Raw genomic sequence first — 15,301 nt, forward strand, 5'->3', positions numbered from 1 at the left:
CGCAACGCTAACGGGTCAGACGTCGGCGGCTGACGCAACCCCCGGGTCACGCGGGGTGAAGCGGCCGTGGTGGAGGGCCTCGGTCAGGGGACGGCGGCTGCGCCAACCGTGGCGCTCCAGGTCGGGCACGGTTTCCAGCTTGCTGACCGGCCCGACGCAGAGCCAGGCGACCGGCCGGATGCCGTCCGGGACGCCGAGCAGCTCGCCGAGGAACGGTTCGCGGTAGAAGCTGACCCAGCCGACGCCGAGGCCTTCGGCGGTCGCGGCGAGCCAGAGGTTCTGGATCGCCAGGCACACCGAGTACAGGCCGGCGTCGGCGATGGCGTGCCGGCCGAGGACGTCGGGCGCGCCGCGCGCCGGGTCGTAGGTGACGACGATGCCGAGGCTCGACTCGAGGATGCCCTCGATCTTGATGTTCGCGAAGGTGCTCGCGCGGTCGCCGTCGAGCTGCGCGGCGAAGACCTCGCGCTCCTCGTGGACGTGCTTCGCGAACGTCTCGCGCGTCGCGAAGTCGTCGACCAGCACGAAGTCCCACGGCTGGGTGAGCCCGACGCTCGGCGCGGCGTGCGCGGCCTCGAGGATCCGCATGAGCGTCGCTTCGGGGATCGGCTCGCCGGTGAACTCGCCGCGGACGTCCCGGCGCTTGCGGAGGACTTCATAGAACTCTTCGATCATCGGTTGAGCACCCATTCGACGGCTTCGGTCACGGTTTCGGCGGTCTCCGTGCGCGGCCTCGGCGGCCGCCGGACCACGACGACGGGCTTGCCGAGTTCACGGGCCGCCGTCAGCTTCGCTTCGGTCTGCGGGCCGCCGGAGTCCTTGGTCACCAGGACGTCGACCTTCTCGAGCAGCGCGCGTTCGGCGGCCACCTCGTACGGGCCGCGGGCGAGGATCAGCTCGTGGTGCCGCGGCAGCGGCGGCTCCGGCGGATCGACGCAGCGGATCAGGAACCACAGGTCGTCGAGGTGCGCGAAGGCCGGGAGACCTTGGCGGCCGCTGGTGAGGAAGACGCGTTCGCCCAAGCCGGAAAGTTGCCGGGCGGCATCTTCCAGGTCGTCCGCCCAGTGCCAGACGTCGCCGGGGCCCGGCTGCCACCCCGGCCTGGCGAGCCGGAGCAGGGGGATTCCGGTGCGTTCGGCCGCTTTCGCCGCGTTCGCGCCGATGCGCTCGGCGAAGGGGTGCGTCGCGTCCACGACGGCCTTCACGTCGTTCTCGCGCAGCCAGGCCGCGAGCCCGTCCGGGCCACCGAAGCCGCCTACGCGCACTTCGCCGACCGGGAGCCGAGGGCGCGCGACGCGTCCGGCCAGCGACGACATGACGCTGACGTCGTTCTTCACGAGCTCTTCGGCGAGGTGCCGCGCTTCGCCGGTCCCGCCGAGGATGAGGATCACCGCGGACGTCCGTAGCCGACGGCCTCGCGCCACCGGTCGAGGGTCCGCAGGTTGGCCAGGGTCTCCGCCCAGGTCAGCTCCGGTGCCTGCCGGTCGTCGATGTGCGCGGCGACGTGATCCGCTTCGCGCGCGAAGACACCCTGCGTCGCTTCGACCTCGATGACCTCCGGCTCGCCGTCGGCCGGTGTGAGGATGATCTGTGAGACGCCGGGTTTGCGCAGGGGATGGATCCACGCGGGTTGCGGCACATAGAGCTGGCCGCTTGACCCGTAGACGCGGATGCCGTCCTCACGGGTGAGCCGGATGCCGCAGGAGATCGTCGCGAGGATGTCGCCGGGGAGGCGCAGCAGGCCGGTGGCGTACTCGTCGACGCCGCTCGCGCTCAGGTGCGCCATCCCGCTGACCTCGGTCGGCTCCACGACGTCCTGCCCGGTCGCGGCCTGGGCGACCAGCCGGGCCAGCGACGTGCAGTAGCAGCCGACGTCGAGGATCCCGCCGCCGCCGAGCGCGGGGTCGGACAGGCGGGCGGTCTCCTCCGGGTTGCTGTCGAAGGAGAAGGTCGTGTCGACCGCGCGGACGTCGCCGATCGCGCCGCTCGCGATGAGCTCGACCAGCCGCCGCGTCTGCGGGTGCAGGCGGTACATGAACGCCTCCATGAGGAAGACGTCGTGCTTGCGCGCGGCGGTGATGACCTCCTCGGCGTCGGCGGCGGTGATCGTCAGGGGCTTCTCGCACAGCACGTGCTTGCCCGCTTCGGCCGCCGCGATCGCCCACTGCTTGTGCAGCGCGTGCGGTGTCGAGACATACACGGCGTCGACGTCCAGGTCGGCGAGGAGGTCTTCGTAGCTGCCGTAGGCCTTCGGGATCTCGAAGCGGGTCGCGAACTCGCGGGCGCGTCCGCCGTCCCGGGCCGCGACGGCGGTGAGCGTGCCGTGCTTGCTTTCGTCGACGCCCGCGGCGAAGTGGGCGGCGATGGTCCCGGCGGCCAGCAGGCCCCAACGCAGTTCGGTCACAACGACTCCGGTTGGTTCGCCCGGTCGCGGGCACTGGAATAGAGGAAGCTGTCGGGGAAGTCCGCGGCGGCGAGCACCCGGCCGACGAAGATCGTGGCAGCGCGGGTCATCCCGGCTTCCCGGACGAGCTTCGGCAGCTCACCGAGCACACCCCGCACGACGGTCTCCCCCGGTTGCGTGGCGAGCGCGACGACGGCGACGGGACAGTCGGCGCCGTAGTGCGGAGCCAGTTCGTCGGCGACGCGCTCGACGTGGTTGATGGCCAGGTGCAGCGCGAGGGTGGCCTCGGTGGCGGCGAAGGCGGCGAGGGTTTCCTTCGGCGGTATCTTCGTGGACCGGGCCTGGACGCGGGTGATCACCAGGCTCTGCCCGACTTCGGGCACGGTGAGCTCGCGGTTCAGCACGGCCGCGGAGGCGGCGAAGGCGGGCACGCCGGGAACGACGTCGTAGGGCACCTCCAGCGCGTCGAGGCGGCGCATCTGCTCGGCGACGGCGCTGTAGAGCGAGGGATCGCCGGAGGTCAGCCGGACCACGTCCTGACCCGCGCGGTGAGCCTCGGCCATCCGCGCGACGATCGCTTCCAGCGCGAGGTTCGCCGTGTCGACGAGGACCGCGTCCGGAGGGCAGTGCGCCAGGAGGTCGGTCGGCGTCATGCTGCCGGGGTAGAGGCAGACAGCGCAGCGGGCGAGCAAGTCGCGGCCCCGCACGGTGATGAGGTCGGCGGCCCCGGGCCCGGCCCCGACGAAGTGCACGGTCATCGGTTGCTCCACTGCGTCACGACGCGAGCCGGCGTCCAGCCGGTGAACCCGCCGAGCGTCCCGGCCCGTTCCACCCCGATCCGCACCAGTTCACCGCCGTACTGCGCATACGCCCGCGCCAGCACCTGCTCCGCCTCCAACGTCACTCCGTGCGCGACCACTCGCGCCTCCGTCGCCAGGCACGCGTCCAGCACGCCCGGCACCGTCACCCCGCCGCCGATGAACACCGCGTCCGGCGCCGGCAGCGCGCTCAGCGCGTCCGGTGCCTCGCCCGTCACCACCTCCAGTTCCGGTACCCCCAGGTCGAGCGCGTTCCGCCCGATCCGCTCCGCCCGCGCGGGGTCGCGCTCGATCGCGATCGCGCGGTTCAGCCCGTGCAGGCGCGACCACTCGATGCCGACGCTGCCCGCGCCCGCCCCGACGTCCCACAGCAGCTCGCCGGGGCTCGGCGCGAGCCGGGCCAGCGCCGATACCCGCAGGTCGCGCTTGGTCAGCTGGCCGTCGTGGGAGTACACGTCGTCCGGGATGCCGATCAGCGGCAGCGCCGGACCCGCGCACCTCAGCCCGAACACCGTCAGCGGGCCGGGATCGCCGGACCAGCCGTCGGAGATGCGCTCGTCGGGCCCGCCCAGGTTCTCCAGCGCGAACAGCTCGCTCTCGGCGTACCCGCGCACGGTCAGCAGGGAGCGCAACGCCGCCGCGTCGGCCCCCAGGACCAGCACCCGCCGCCCCGGCGCCAGCACCCGGGCGACGCGGGCCGACGACCGGCCGACGAGGGTCACCACCTCGGTCTCCTCGGCGGACCAGCCCAGCCGGGCCCGGGCCAGTGTCACCGACGAGACCGCGGGCAGCGCCTCGACCTCGTATCCATGTGCCACGAGCGTAGTGCCGACCCCCGACAAAAACGGATCACCGCTGGCCAGGACGCAGATCCGCTCGCCTTCGTGCTCGGCCAGCAGCGCGTCGAGCCCGGGCAGCAGCGGCGACGGCCACGGCTCGCACACGACGCCTTCGGGCAGGTACGCCAGCTGCCGCGGCGCCCCGATCACGACGTCGGCGCCGAGCACGAGGGCCTGGGCTTGCTCGGACAGGCCGGACCACCCGTCCGCCCCGATGCCCACCACCGTCAACCGTGATTTTTCGCGCACGATTTCCCACCCTAAGCGAGCCGGGCGCTGTGCGATGATCGGCCGGTCGCCGACCTGGAGGAGTGCTGTTGAAGCCGTACCCGTTCACCGCCGTCGTCGGGCTGCCGGACCTGCGCCTGGCGCTGGTCCTCTCCTCGATCTCGCCCGCGGTCGGCGGCGTGCTGGTGCGCGGCGAGAAGGGCACCGCGAAGTCGACCATGGTCCGCGCGCTCGCGGGCCTGCTCCCGGGCGTGGACGTCGTGTACGGGTGCCGCTTTTCGTGTGATCCCGCGGCTCCCGACCCGCTCTGCCCGGACGGCCCGCACGACGGCGCGACGAGTCACCGCCGCCCGGCCAAGCTGGTCGAGCTACCGGTCGGCGCCGCCGAAGACCGCGTCATCGGCTCGCTGCACCTCGAACGCGCGCTCGCCGAAGGCGTCACGGACTTCCAGCCCGGCCTCCTCGCCGCCGCGCACCGCGGCCTGCTCTACGTCGACGAGGTCAACCTGCTCCACGACCACCTCGTCGACACCCTGCTCGACGCCGCCGCGATGGGCCGCGCGACCGTCGAACGCGAGGGCGTCTCGGTGTCGCACGCGGCCCGGTTCGTGCTGATCGGCACCATGAACCCCGAGGAAGGCGAGCTGCGGCCGCAGCTGCTCGACCGGTTCGGGCTGACCGTCGAGGTCGCCTCCAGCCGCGACCCGGAGCAACGCGTCGAGGTCGTCCGGCGCCGTCTCGCCTACGAAGCGGATCCGGACGCCTTCGCCGCGCAGTACGCCGGCGAAGACGCTCAGCTCGCCGCGGACATCGAAGCGGCGCAACGGCTTCTGCCCGCCGTCAAGCTGCCCGACGATGCCCTGCGCCAGATCGCCGAGATCTGCGCGTCCTTCGAGGTCGACGGCATGCGCGCGGACATCGTCACCGCGCGCGCGGCCGTCGCGCACGCGGCCTGGGCCGGCCGCGCCGAGGTGACCACCGAAGACGTCCGCGTCGCCGCGCGGCTCGCGTTGCCGCACCGGCGCCGCCGCAACCCGTTCGACGCGCCCGGCATCTCGGAAGAGCAGCTGGAGCAGGCTCTCCAGGACGCCCAGCCGGACCCGGGACCCGAGGACGACGGCCCCGGTTCCGGCTCGACGCCCGAGGAAGCCCCGCAGGAAGTTCCGCAGGGTGACGCGCCGCAGGGACAGCCGCAGCAGAGTCAGAGCGGCGGGCAGCAGAAGACCGTCGGCGCCGGCGAGACGTTCAAGGCACGCGTCTTCCGCGTCAAAGGCATGGGTGAAGGCGAGCGCGGACGCCGGTCGCGCGCAATCACCGACAGCGGCCGCACCATCGGCGTCCAGCCCCCGAGCGTCCGCGACGGCCGCCCCCACTTGGTCGCGACCGTGAAAGCCGCGGCACCGCACCAGAAGTCGCGCGGCCGCGACGGCGCCGCGCTCAAGCTGCGTCCGGAGGACCTGCGGTACGCGCTGCGCGAAGGGCGCGAAGGCAACCTCGTGCTGTTCTGCGTCGACGCGTCCGGCTCGATGGGCGCGAAAGCGCGCATGCGCGAGGTGAAGTCCGCAGTGCTGTCGCTGCTGCTCGACGCCTACCAGCGCCGCGACAAGGTCGGGCTCGTCACGTTCCGCGGCAACGCCGCCGAGCTCGCGCTGCCGCCGACGATCAGCGTCGACGCCGCCGCGTCCCGCCTCGAAGGCCTCCCGACCGGCGGCCGGACGCCCCTCGCGGAAGGCCTCCTGGAGGCCGCGCGGGTGCTGCGCGTCGAGGAGATCCGCGACCCGCGGCGCCGGCCGCTGCTGGTCGTCGTCACCGACGGGCGCGCCACCAGCGGGCCCGACGCCGTCGCGCGCGCCCAGGCCGCGGCCGGGCTCCTCACCGGCGTCACGACGATCGTCATGGACTGCGAGAGCGGCAAGATGCGGCTCGGCCTGGCCGCCGATCTAGCCGCCCACCTGGGCGCGGAGCACGTTCCCCTCGCCGACGTCGCCGCCGAATCGCTGGCGAGCGCCGTCCGCGCCCGGACCGGAAAGGCCGCCTGATGCCGCAGGGAAAACCGTCAGTGGTGCCGGAAGACGGCTTGACCACCCGCCAGCGCCGCAACCGGCCGCTGCTCGCCGTGCACACCGGGGAGATGAAGGGCAAGTCGACCGCCGCGTTCGGGATGGCGCTGCGCGCCTGGAACCAGGGCTGGTCGATCGGCGTGTTCCAGTTCGTCAAGTCGGCGAAGTGGCGCGTCGGCGAGGAAGCCGCGTTCAAGGCGCTGGGGAAGCTGCACGACGACACCGGCCAGGGCGGGCCGGTCGAGTGGCACAAGATGGGCGAGGGCTGGAGCTGGGCGCGCAAGGCCGGCACCGACGAGGACCACGTCGAAAACGCGCGTGAGGGCTGGGCGGAGATCAAGCGCCGCCTCGCCGCCGAGACGCACGACTTCTACGTCCTGGACGAGTTCTCCTACCTGCTCAAGTGGGGCTGGCTCGACGTCGACGACGTCGTGTCCACCTTGGTCGGCCGGCCCGGGCACCAGCACGTCGTCATCACCGGCCGGTACGCGCCGCCGGAGCTGGTCGAGGCCGCCGACCTGGTCGCCGAGATGACCAAGGTCAAGCACCCGATGGACGCCGGCCAGAAGGGCCAGCGGGGGATCGAGTGGTAGCGCGCGTGGTCGTCGCCGCGCCCGGGTCCGGGCACGGCAAGACGACCATCGCCGCGGGGCTGATGGCGGCGCTGCGCGAGGCCGGGCACCGCGTCTCCGGGCACAAAGTCGGGCCGGACTTCATCGACCCGAGCTACCACGCCCTTGCGACGGGACGGCCGGCGCGGAACCTGGACCCGTTCCTGCAGGGCGAAGACCGGCTGATCCCGTTGCTGCGCCACGGTTCTCTCGGCGCGGACATCGCGGTCATCGAAGGCGTGATGGGCCTCTTCGACGGCGCACTCGGGACCGAGGGCTACGCCTCGACCGCGCACGTGGCCCGGCTGCTGGACGCGCCGGTGGTGCTGGTGGTGGACGCGTCGGCGGCGTCCCGCAGCGTCGCGGCGACCGTGCTCGGCTTCGCGCACTACGACAACCGCGTGCGGCTCGCCGGGGTGATCCTCAACAAGCTGGGCTCGCAGCGGCACCTCGACGAGATCGCGTCCGCGCTCGAAGCCACCGGCGTCCCGCTGCTGGGTGCGTTGTACCGCAACGAGGAGATCCACGCGCCGAGCCGGCACCTGGGGCTCGTCCCGGCGGCGGAACGCGCGGCCGAAGCGCGGCACGTGCTGCCGGCGCTGGCCGCGTGGGTGCGGGACGGCGTGGACCTCGAAGCGATCGTCCGGATCGCGGCCGCGGCACCGCCGCTTTCCGCGCCGGCCTGGGAACCGTCCGGAGTGGACGGTCCGCGGGTGACGGTCGCGGCCGCCGGGGGACCGGCGTTCACCTTCCGCTACACCGAGAACGTCGAGCTGCTGGCCGCGTGCGGCGTCGACGTCGTGGACATCGATCCCTTGCGGGACACGGCGTTGCCCGACGGATGCGCCGGGCTGTACTTCGGCGGCGGGTTCCCCGAGGTGCACGCTGCGGAGCTGTCGGCGAACACGCCGTTGCTGCGCGAAGTGGCCTCGGCCATCGCAGGCGGGATGCCGGTGAGCGCGGAGTGCGCGGGCCTGCTGTACCTGTGCCAGTCACTGGACGGCGTGCCGATGGTCGGCGCGGTGCCCGCCGACGCGAAGATGACCGCGCGCGGCAAGCTCGGCTACCGGCGCGCGGTCGCCGTCGAGGACAACCTCCTGGCGTCGGCCGGCCAGCGCGTCACCGGGCACGAGTTCCACCGCACCGAGGTGACGCCTTCGCACGGGGCTTCGGCGGCGTGGGGCTGGGACCGGCAGCTGGACGGCTTCGCGTCGCCGACGTTGCACGCGTCCTACCTGCACGTCCACTGGGCCGGGTACCCGGAGCTGGCCCACCGGTTCGCGGCGCGGGTCCGGGCTCATGCCTGAGTACGACCTGCACCACCACGGCGATCGCGAAGTCGGGCCGGGGCTGGTCGACCTCGCCGTCAACGTTCGCCTGCCGCGGCCTCCCGCCTGGCTGCGGGACGAACTGGTGTCCGCTTTGGACTCCTTGGCGGCTTATCCTTCCCCCGCGGACGCCGTGCACGCTGTTGCCGCGCGCCATGGTCGTCCCCCCTCGGAAGTCCTGGTCACCGCGGGGGCGGCGGAGGCGTTCACGCTGCTGGCGTCGGCTTTCCGGCCGCGGCACGCCGTGGTCGTGCACCCGCAGTTCACCGAGCCGGAAGCGGCGTTGCGGGCGGCGGGCCATCCGGTTTCGCGGGTGATTCTGTCCGAAAAGGACGGTTTCATTCTCGATCCGGCATTGGTCCCGGCCGATGCCGACTTGGTCTTCGTCGGCAATCCGACGAACCCGACGTCGGTCCTGCACCCGGCATCGTCGTTGCTTTCCCTGGCGCGACCTGGGCGGCTGCTCGTGGTGGACGAGGCTTTCCTGGACGCGATCCCGGGCGAGGCCGAGAGCCTGGCGTCCGGCGTCCCCGGCGTCGTCGTGCTGCGCAGCTTGACGAAGACGTGGGGGCTGGCCGGGCTGCGGGCGGGGTATGTGCTCGCTTCGGCGGACGTCGTCGAGCGGCTGCGGGCGGTGCAGGTGCCGTGGTCGGTGTCCACGTTGGCCGGGGTGGCGACGGTCGCGTGCTGCCGCCCGTCCGCCCTGGAAGAAGCGGAAAAGCTGGCGATCGCGGCGGAGTCGGACCGCGAGTACCTGGTGTCCGGCCTGACGGCGGCGGGGGTGCCGGTGCTGGGCGACCCGCGCGGCCCGTTCGTGCTGGTGCGCGTCCCCGACGGCGCTTCCCTGCGCGCGCGTCTGCGCGAAGCGGGTTACGCGGTGCGGCGGGGGGACACGTTCCCCGGTCTCGGTCCGGACCACCTGCGCCTGGCGGTCCGCGACCGTACGACGACGGACGCGTTCCTGACCGCGTTGCGGAAACTTTTGTAAACACCGACAGGGGGTTGTCGTTACCGCGGCCGAAAGTGGGCGGAGCCGGGAAACGCCCGGTGTGGCAGCGGAAGGAACGACATGCCCCGATTCAACGACGTCGCCTGGTTCGAGATCGGCACCGACGACCCGGCGGCCGCCGAACGGTTCTACGGCGACGTCTTCGGCTGGAAGGTCGCGCAGGACGACGCGGCGAGCACCGACACCGCCTACCGTGTCATCGACACCGGCGGCTCGCGCGGCGGCCTGTTCACCGGTGAGGAGAACTACGCGATCTTCACCGTGCTGGTCGAGGACGTCGAGGCCACCTGCCGCCAGGTCGAGGAAGCCGGCGGGCGGGTGCAGCGGCCGCCGAGCGTCAACCCGGTCGGCGTGACGTTCGCGCACGTGCTCGACCCGGCCGGCAACCACTTCTCCGTGTTCACCCCGCCAAAGTGAGCTGCTCGACGTCGCCGTAGGGGATGTCGAGGTCCTCGGGCCGCAGCCGGCGCAGCGGCGGAACCTCGGCCAGCACGGAGAAGGAGGCGATCCGGTCGGTGCGGAAGGCCCGGATCTCCTTGCGCAGCCGGCACCAGGCGATGAGGTACCAGTGCTCGGGCTTGCCGACGTAGCCGAGCGGCTCGACTTCCCGCCGCGTGACGGCGCCCGCGCGGTCGGTGTAGCGGAGGCGCAGGACGCGGCGGACGCCGAGCACGCGCGGCATCGGCGGGATGGGACCGCTGCCGAGCAGGTGGACACAGGTGGCGAGGTTCTGCGCGGCCTCGACGTCCTCCCGCCGCATCGCCGCGACGAGCTTGCGCAGCGCCGAGCGCCCGTCCGCCTGGAAGGGAGTGCCGTCGAGGTGCCTCAGCGCGAGCGCCATGGCGACGGCCTCGCCGGGCGTCAGGTTGACCGGCGGCATCGTGTGCGCCTTGTCGAGGCAGTACCCGCCGGTGCGGCCCGTCTCGGCGTAGATGGGCACGCCGGATTGCTGCAGCGCGCTGATGTCCCGTTCGACGGTGCGGACGCTCACCTCGAACCGGGACGCGAGCCAGCGCGCGCTGCGGGGGCGAGGGGCGACGACACGGAGTTCTTCGACGAGCGCGTACAGCCGATCGGTTCGGTTCACGCGTCGCACTCTAGGAAGGGGGTACGACAGTTTCAGGCGAACGCGAGCAGGGCGGCCGCGACAGCGACCTCGACGCCCGCACCGAGGACGTCGCCGGTGACGCCGCCGAGGCGCTGGGTGCACCGCCACAAGAGCGCCGCGGTGACGGCGTAGGCGAGGACTACCGCGAGCGGTCCGCGCCACCACGGGAGTCCGGGCAGCAACGTGGCGAGGCCGGCGGCGGCTACGCCGACGACGATCGCCGCGGTGCGGGGAACCGAGCCCGCGACGGTGGCGCCGAGGCCTTCCGGGCGGGCCGAGGGGACCCCGCGGGCGCAGGCGAGCGAAAGCGTGCACCGGCCGACGAGGACGGCTGCGGCCGCGGTGACCGGGCCGGCCGCGGTCAGCGCGCCGACTTGGACGAGCAGGACGACCACGAGCGTCGCGACCCCGGTGGGCCCGGAGTCGCCGCGGCGCATGACGTCGAGGGCCTTGGCGCGGTCGTAAGAAGCACCGAGGCCGTCCGCGGTGTCGGCGAGCCCGTCGAGGTGCAGCCCCCGGCTGCCGAGGGCGACGATGCCGACCGCGAGGGCGGCGGTAGCGAGAGAGGGGAGGTGAACAGCTTGTCCGGCGGCGACGACCAGGCCGGCGGCCACGGCGAGCGGAAGGGCGGCCAGGGGAGCCAGCAGCATGGCTCCGCCGGCCACCCGCCGGTCGATGACGCGGGGCGCCGGGACGGGAACGGTGGTCAACGTCCCGACGGCCATCCGCGCGGAGTCGGTCCAGCGGCTCACGTCAAGTCGGCCAGCAGACCCATGTCCGCCAGGATGGCGCGCGCCGCCCGGAGCGTCGGGACGGCCTGCACCGCTCCGCTGCCTTCGCCGAGCCGCAGCCCGAAGTCCAAGATCGGCTCCAGGCCCAGCGCCTTCAGCGCGAACGCCTGCGAAGGTTCGGTCGACCGGTGCCCGGCCAGCCACCACTGCTCCGCGCCCGGCGCGATGTCCCGCGCGACCAGGGCCGCCGCGCCCGAGAACACGCCGTCCAGCAGCACCGGGATGCCCCGTACAGCCGCCTCGACCAGGAAGCCGGCCGTCGCCGCGACGCACGCGCTGCCCAGGGCCGTCAGGCGCTCGAACGGGTCCTCCGTCCGGCCCGCCGTCCGCGTCAGTGCCGCCGCGACCGCCGCCGTCTTGCGCTCGAGGCCGTCCGCGTCGACTCCGGTGCCGGTGCCGACCACCTCGGCGGCCGGCAGTCCCAGCGAGGCCGCGACCAGGGCCGCGCACATCGCCGTGTTGCCGATCCCCATGTCGCCCGGGATCAGCACGTCCGCGTCCGCTTCCTCGCCGGCGATGGCCCGGCCGGCCTCGAAGGCGGCCTGCGCTTCACCCGGCAGCAGGGCGTCCTCGACGTCGATCGAGCCCGACCCGCGGCGGATCTTGTGCGCGGTGACCTCGGGCGGTACGTCGGCGCCGTCCCAGTCGACGCCCAGGTCGGCCACGCGCACCTTCGCGCCGACCTGCGCGGCCAGCACGTTGACGCCGCTCTTGCCGGCCAGGAACACGCGCACCATCGCCGCGGTCACCTCGCGCGGGTACGCCGACAGCGCGGACACGCCGTGGTCGCCCGCGAAGACGACCACCCGGACGTCGTCCAGCGGGCGCGGCGGCACGCTTCCGTGCGCGGCGGACAGCCAGGCGGCGATCTCCTCGAGCCTGCCGAGCGCGCCGAGCGGCTTGACCAGGCCGTCGAGCCGCTCCTGCGCGGCGGCGCGGGCGGCGGGGTCGGGGACGGGAACGTCGAACACGGGCGCCTCCTGGCTACAGGTCGAGCGCCCGGCCCGCGACGACCAGCACGACCCGGTCGGCGTCGGCGGACACCCGGTTGTTGAGTGCGCCCAGCACATCACGGAACAGCCGTCCGGACGACGTTGCGGGCACCACACCGCTGCCGACCTCGTTGCTGACCGCGACCACCGGCACCCGCGCCGCGGCCCAGGCGGCCAGGAAGTCCTCGAGCCGGTCGTCCAGCCGGTGTTCCCAGCCGGGCTGCTGCTTCCACGCGCCGACGTCGTCCAGCACGCGGGACAGCCAGGTGCCGAGGCAGTCGATCAGCAGCGGCTCGGTCGCCTTCCGGAGGGTGCCCGCGAGGTCGGTGGTCTCGACGGTCTTCCAGTGCGACGGCCGCCGCGCCTGGTGCGCGGCCACCCGAGCGGCCCATTCGGGGTCGTCTTCGCCGGCGGGCAGGCCGGGCGCGACGTAGACGAGGTGCGAGTGGCCGGCGACGAGCCGTTCGGCGTGCCGCGACTTACCCGAGCGCACGCCGCCGAGGACCAGCACCTTGTCTTCGTCGCGGCCGTACCGGCGCAGGGCGCGGGCCAGGGTCTCGAGGTAGCCCGCGAGGCGGGCCGTCAGCCTCGCCGACGTCTTCTTCCCCGCGGAGGCGGTGGGCGCAGTCATACCCGGCATTGTGGTGCACGCGCTACCGTGCGCCACGTGCCACTCCGTCTAGGGACAACCGCTGCCGGACTCGTTACCGGATACGCCGCCGACACCCTGTTCGGCGACCCTCGACGGGGGCACCCGGTCGCGCTGTTCGGGTCGGCGGCCGCGCGCCTCGAACGCCTCCTGTGGGCGGACTCGAAGCCGCGCGGAGCCGTGTACGCGGGGTTGTGTTCCTTCGGTGCTGTCGGCCTCGGGGTGGCGCTTCAGACGGCGACGAGGCGAAGCCCCTTCGCTCGCTTCTCCGTCACGGCCGTGTGTACGTGGGTCGTGCTCGGCGGCCGCGGCCTCGCTGCCGAAGGCGCCGAAATGGCCAGACTGCTCGAAAGGGGCGAAGTGCCTTCGGCGCGTACGCGGCTTTCGCACCTCTGCGCGCGCGACGCGACGGCGCTCGACTCCGCCGAGCTCACCCGCGCGGCGACCGAGTCGATCGCCGAGAACACGTCGGACGCCGTGGTCGCGCCGCTGTTCTGGGGTGCGGTCGCCGGGCTGCCGGGCCTGCTCGGGTACCGGGCGCTGAACACGCTCGACGCGATGGTCGGCTACCGGTCACCGCGGTACCGGCGGTTCGGCTGGGCCGCGGCCCGGGCCGACGACGTGGCCAACCTCGTGCCGTCCCGGGCCGGCGCGCTGCTCACGGCGTTGTGCGCGCCGCTGGCGGGCGGACGCGCGCGGGAGGCGTGGCGGATCTGGCGCCGCGACGGCGGCCGGCACCCGAGCCCGAACGCGGGCCAGGTCGAGGCGGCGTTCGCCGGGGCGCTGGACATCTGGCTGGGCGGCACGAACAGCTACGGCGGCGAGGTGGAGAGCCGCGCCCGGCTGGGGGAGGGCCGTGACCCGGAGCCGGTCGACCTGCGCCGGGCGGTGCGGCTGTCGCGCTGGGTCGGGGCGGCTTCAGTCGCCATCGCGGCGGCTTCAGTCGCCGTGGCGGCTCCCGCAGCATCGGGAGCCGCCCGATGAGCGGTCTCCTCATCGCCGGCACGACGTCCGACGCCGGCAAGAGCCTCGTCACCGCCGCGGTCTGCCGGTGGCTGGCCCGCCGTGGCGTGCGTGTCGCACCCTTCAAAGCGCAGAACATGTCCAACAACTCCATGGTCTGCGCCGACGGGGCCGAGATCGGGCGCGCCCAGTGGCTGCAGGCCCGGGCCGCGCGCGTCGAACCCGAAGCGGCCATGAACCCCGTCCTGCTCAAGCCCGGCAGCGACCGGCGCAGTCACGTCGTCGCGCTCGGGAAGCCCTTCGGCACCCTCGAAGCCGGCGAGTACGCCACCGGGCGCGCCGGGCTGGCCGAGATCGCCTTCGGCGCGTTCCAGGACCTGAGCGACCGCTACGACGTCGTCGTCTGCGAAGGGGCCGGGAGCCCCGCCGAGATCAACCTGCGTGGCGGGGACTACGTCAACATGGGGCTCGCCCGGCGGTTCGGGCTGCCGGTGCTCGTCGTCGGCGACATCGACCGCGGCGGCGTCCTCGCCGCGATGTTCGGCACGCTCGCCCTGCTGTCGGCCGAGGACCAGGCGCTCGTCGCCGGCTGGGTGGTCAACAAGTTCCGCGGTGACGTCGGCCTGCTGCGGCCCGGCCTCGACAGCCTGGAGAAGGTGACCGGGCGGCCGGTGCTGGGCGTGCTCCCGTGGCTCGACCGCGTCTGGATCGACTCCGAGGACGCCCTCGCCGCCGCGGGCTGGCGCCGGGAAGCCCAGGCCCGGGGCCTGCGGGTGGCCGTCGTGCGGTTCCCGCGCGCGTCCAACGCGACGGACGTCGACGCGCTCGCCGCCGAACCCGGCGTCACGGTCACGCTCACCGCCGACCCGGACACCGTCGCGGACGCCGACGTCGTCGTGCTGCCCGGGTCGCGCGCCACGGTCACCGATCTCGCCTGGCTGCGCGACCGCGGCCTCGACACGGCGGTCGCGGCCCGCGCCGCCGCGGGCCGCCCGGTGCTCGGCATCTGCGGGGGCTACCAGATGCTCACCGAGTCCATTGTGGACGAGGTCGAGTCCGGCGCGGGCGAGGTGCCCGGGCTCGGGTTGCTCCCGGCCCGGGTGACGTTCGCCGAGGAGAAGGTTCTCGCCCGGCCCACGGGAACGTGGCGCGGCGCCCCCGTCGAGGCGTACGAGATCCACCACGGCTCGGTGACGGCCGAAGCGCTCCTGGAGTCCTTTTTGGACGGGGTCCGGCACGGCGCGGTCTGGGGCACGATGTGGCACGGAGCTTTCGAGAACGACGAGTTCCGCCGGGCGTGGCTCACGGAAGCGGCGGCCCAGGCCGGCGTCGGGTGGACCCCGGCCCTGGACGCCCCCGGCTTCGGCACCCTGAGGGAGGAGATGCTGGACAAACTGGCCGACGCGGTCGACGAGCACCTGGACACGGCGGCGCTGCGCACCCTGCTGGAGCTGGGCGCACCGAAGGACCTGCCGTTCGTCCCGCCCGGCGCGCCCTGACG

16 protein-coding genes are annotated in these 15,301 nt (G+C 73.5%); 7 read left to right on the plus strand and 9 right to left on the minus strand.

The window, feature by feature from the left end:
- Positions 1 to 15 precede the first annotated feature (15 nt).
- From bluB to cbiE, 5 genes are read right to left on the minus strand one after another with little or no spacing between them, the layout of a single operon-like run.
- Positions 16 to 675: a 5,6-dimethylbenzimidazole synthase gene (gene bluB, locus ACZ7OH_RS27345; RefSeq protein WP_470283399.1), complete on the minus strand. Its 660-nt coding sequence runs from the start codon at positions 673 to 675 to the stop codon at positions 16 to 18.
- Complete coding sequence (locus tag ACZ7OH_RS27350; RefSeq protein ID WP_470283400.1) at positions 672 to 1,391, minus strand: cobalt-precorrin-6A reductase; 720 nt, start codon at positions 1,389 to 1,391, stop codon at positions 672 to 674. Before ACZ7OH_RS27350 ends, bluB begins: the two co-directional genes overlap by 4 nt.
- On the minus strand, positions 1,388 to 2,404 hold the full coding sequence (locus ACZ7OH_RS27355; protein WP_470283401.1) for a Gfo/Idh/MocA family protein: 1,017 nt from the start codon (positions 2,402 to 2,404) through the stop codon (positions 1,388 to 1,390). Before ACZ7OH_RS27355 ends, ACZ7OH_RS27350 begins: the two co-directional genes overlap by 4 nt.
- Entirely contained in the window at positions 2,401 to 3,162 is a 762-nt protein-coding gene (gene cobM / locus ACZ7OH_RS27360; RefSeq protein ID WP_470283402.1) for a precorrin-4 C(11)-methyltransferase, read from the minus strand. The genes ACZ7OH_RS27355 and cobM overlap by 4 nt, the downstream gene beginning before the upstream one ends.
- The gene (gene cbiE, locus ACZ7OH_RS27365; RefSeq protein ID WP_470283403.1) at positions 3,159 to 4,310 is read right to left on the minus strand and encodes a precorrin-6y C5,15-methyltransferase (decarboxylating) subunit CbiE; all 1,152 of its coding nucleotides are present in this window, start codon (positions 4,308 to 4,310) and stop codon (positions 3,159 to 3,161) included. The genes cobM and cbiE overlap by 4 nt, the downstream gene beginning before the upstream one ends.
- A gap of 68 nt (positions 4,311 to 4,378) precedes the next feature.
- Between cbiE and ACZ7OH_RS27370 the strand changes: the two genes are divergently transcribed.
- The 5 genes from ACZ7OH_RS27370 to ACZ7OH_RS27390 all read left to right on the plus strand — a co-directional run bounded on the left by ACZ7OH_RS27370 (position 4,379) and on the right by ACZ7OH_RS27390 (position 9,714).
- Positions 4,379 to 6,328, plus strand: a complete 1,950-nt coding sequence (locus ACZ7OH_RS27370) for a putative cobaltochelatase (protein ID WP_470283404.1) — start codon at positions 4,379 to 4,381, stop codon at positions 6,326 to 6,328.
- Positions 6,328 to 6,942: a cob(I)yrinic acid a,c-diamide adenosyltransferase gene (gene cobO, locus ACZ7OH_RS27375; protein ID WP_470283405.1), complete on the plus strand. Its 615-nt coding sequence runs from the start codon at positions 6,328 to 6,330 to the stop codon at positions 6,940 to 6,942. The genes ACZ7OH_RS27370 and cobO overlap by 1 nt, the downstream gene beginning before the upstream one ends.
- Positions 6,936 to 8,267, plus strand: a complete 1,332-nt coding sequence (locus ACZ7OH_RS27380) for a cobyrinate a,c-diamide synthase (RefSeq protein ID WP_470283406.1) — start codon at positions 6,936 to 6,938, stop codon at positions 8,265 to 8,267. The genes cobO and ACZ7OH_RS27380 overlap by 7 nt, the downstream gene beginning before the upstream one ends.
- Positions 8,260 to 9,276 (plus strand): Rv2231c family pyridoxal phosphate-dependent protein CobC, encoded by a 1,017-nt coding sequence (cobC, locus tag ACZ7OH_RS27385; protein WP_470283407.1) that lies wholly within the window; start codon positions 8,260 to 8,262, stop codon positions 9,274 to 9,276. Before ACZ7OH_RS27380 ends, cobC begins: the two co-directional genes overlap by 8 nt.
- Positions 9,277 to 9,357: 81 nt before the next feature.
- On the plus strand, positions 9,358 to 9,714 hold the full coding sequence (locus ACZ7OH_RS27390; RefSeq protein WP_400908217.1) for a VOC family protein: 357 nt from the start codon (positions 9,358 to 9,360) through the stop codon (positions 9,712 to 9,714).
- On the opposite strand, the gene ACZ7OH_RS27395 is transcribed toward ACZ7OH_RS27390, so the two are convergent.
- Genes ACZ7OH_RS27395 through ACZ7OH_RS27410 form a run of 4 tightly spaced genes read right to left on the minus strand, consistent with a single transcriptional unit; the run spans position 9,698 to position 12,819 of the window.
- Positions 9,698 to 10,384, minus strand: coding sequence for a helix-turn-helix transcriptional regulator (locus tag ACZ7OH_RS27395; protein WP_470283408.1), 687 nt, complete (start codon positions 10,382 to 10,384; stop codon positions 9,698 to 9,700). The genes ACZ7OH_RS27390 and ACZ7OH_RS27395 overlap by 17 nt on opposite strands.
- Before the next feature lie 32 nt (positions 10,385 to 10,416).
- Complete coding sequence (locus ACZ7OH_RS27400; RefSeq protein ID WP_470283479.1) at positions 10,417 to 11,130, minus strand: adenosylcobinamide-GDP ribazoletransferase; 714 nt, start codon at positions 11,128 to 11,130, stop codon at positions 10,417 to 10,419.
- A 23-nt stretch (positions 11,131 to 11,153) separates the two neighbouring features.
- The gene (gene cobT, locus ACZ7OH_RS27405; protein WP_470283409.1) at positions 11,154 to 12,167 is read right to left on the minus strand and encodes a nicotinate-nucleotide--dimethylbenzimidazole phosphoribosyltransferase; all 1,014 of its coding nucleotides are present in this window, start codon (positions 12,165 to 12,167) and stop codon (positions 11,154 to 11,156) included.
- Between the two features lie 13 nt (positions 12,168 to 12,180).
- Positions 12,181 to 12,819 carry a bifunctional adenosylcobinamide kinase/adenosylcobinamide-phosphate guanylyltransferase gene (locus ACZ7OH_RS27410; RefSeq protein ID WP_400908209.1) on the minus strand — a complete coding sequence of 213 codons (639 nt, stop codon included), beginning with the start codon at positions 12,817 to 12,819 and terminating at the stop codon, positions 12,181 to 12,183.
- Between the two features lie 36 nt (positions 12,820 to 12,855).
- Between ACZ7OH_RS27410 and ACZ7OH_RS27415 the strand changes: the two genes are divergently transcribed.
- The gene (locus ACZ7OH_RS27415; RefSeq protein ID WP_470283410.1) at positions 12,856 to 13,821 is read left to right on the plus strand and encodes a cobalamin biosynthesis protein; all 966 of its coding nucleotides are present in this window, start codon (positions 12,856 to 12,858) and stop codon (positions 13,819 to 13,821) included.
- The gene (locus tag ACZ7OH_RS27420; protein WP_470283411.1) at positions 13,818 to 15,299 is read left to right on the plus strand and encodes a cobyric acid synthase; all 1,482 of its coding nucleotides are present in this window, start codon (positions 13,818 to 13,820) and stop codon (positions 15,297 to 15,299) included. Before ACZ7OH_RS27415 ends, ACZ7OH_RS27420 begins: the two co-directional genes overlap by 4 nt.
- Positions 15,300 to 15,301 lie beyond the last annotated feature (2 nt).

Source organism: Amycolatopsis sp. NPDC114478 (assembly GCF_055633805.1).

Bases quoted from the DNA above. Each gene is read 5' to 3' on its own strand.
- ACZ7OH_RS27410 (WP_400908209.1), bottom strand. From the start codon at position 12,819: ATGACTGCGCCCACCGCCTCCGCGGGGAAGAAGACGTCGGCGAGGCTG.
- ACZ7OH_RS27400 (WP_470283479.1), bottom strand. From the start codon at position 11,130: ATGGCCGTCGGGACGTTGACCACCGTTCCCGTCCCGGCGCCCCGCGTC.
- cobO (WP_470283405.1), top strand. From the start codon at position 6,328: ATGCCGCAGGGAAAACCGTCAGTGGTGCCGGAAGACGGCTTGACCACC.
- ACZ7OH_RS27390 (WP_400908217.1), top strand. From the start codon at position 9,358: ATGCCCCGATTCAACGACGTCGCCTGGTTCGAGATCGGCACCGACGAC.
- cobC (WP_470283407.1), top strand. From the start codon at position 8,260: ATGCCTGAGTACGACCTGCACCACCACGGCGATCGCGAAGTCGGGCCG.
- ACZ7OH_RS27420 (WP_470283411.1), top strand. From the start codon at position 13,818: ATGAGCGGTCTCCTCATCGCCGGCACGACGTCCGACGCCGGCAAGAGC.
- bluB (WP_470283399.1), bottom strand. From the start codon at position 675: ATGATCGAAGAGTTCTATGAAGTCCTCCGCAAGCGCCGGGACGTCCGC.
- cobM (WP_470283402.1), bottom strand. From the start codon at position 3,162: ATGACCGTGCACTTCGTCGGGGCCGGGCCCGGGGCCGCCGACCTCATC.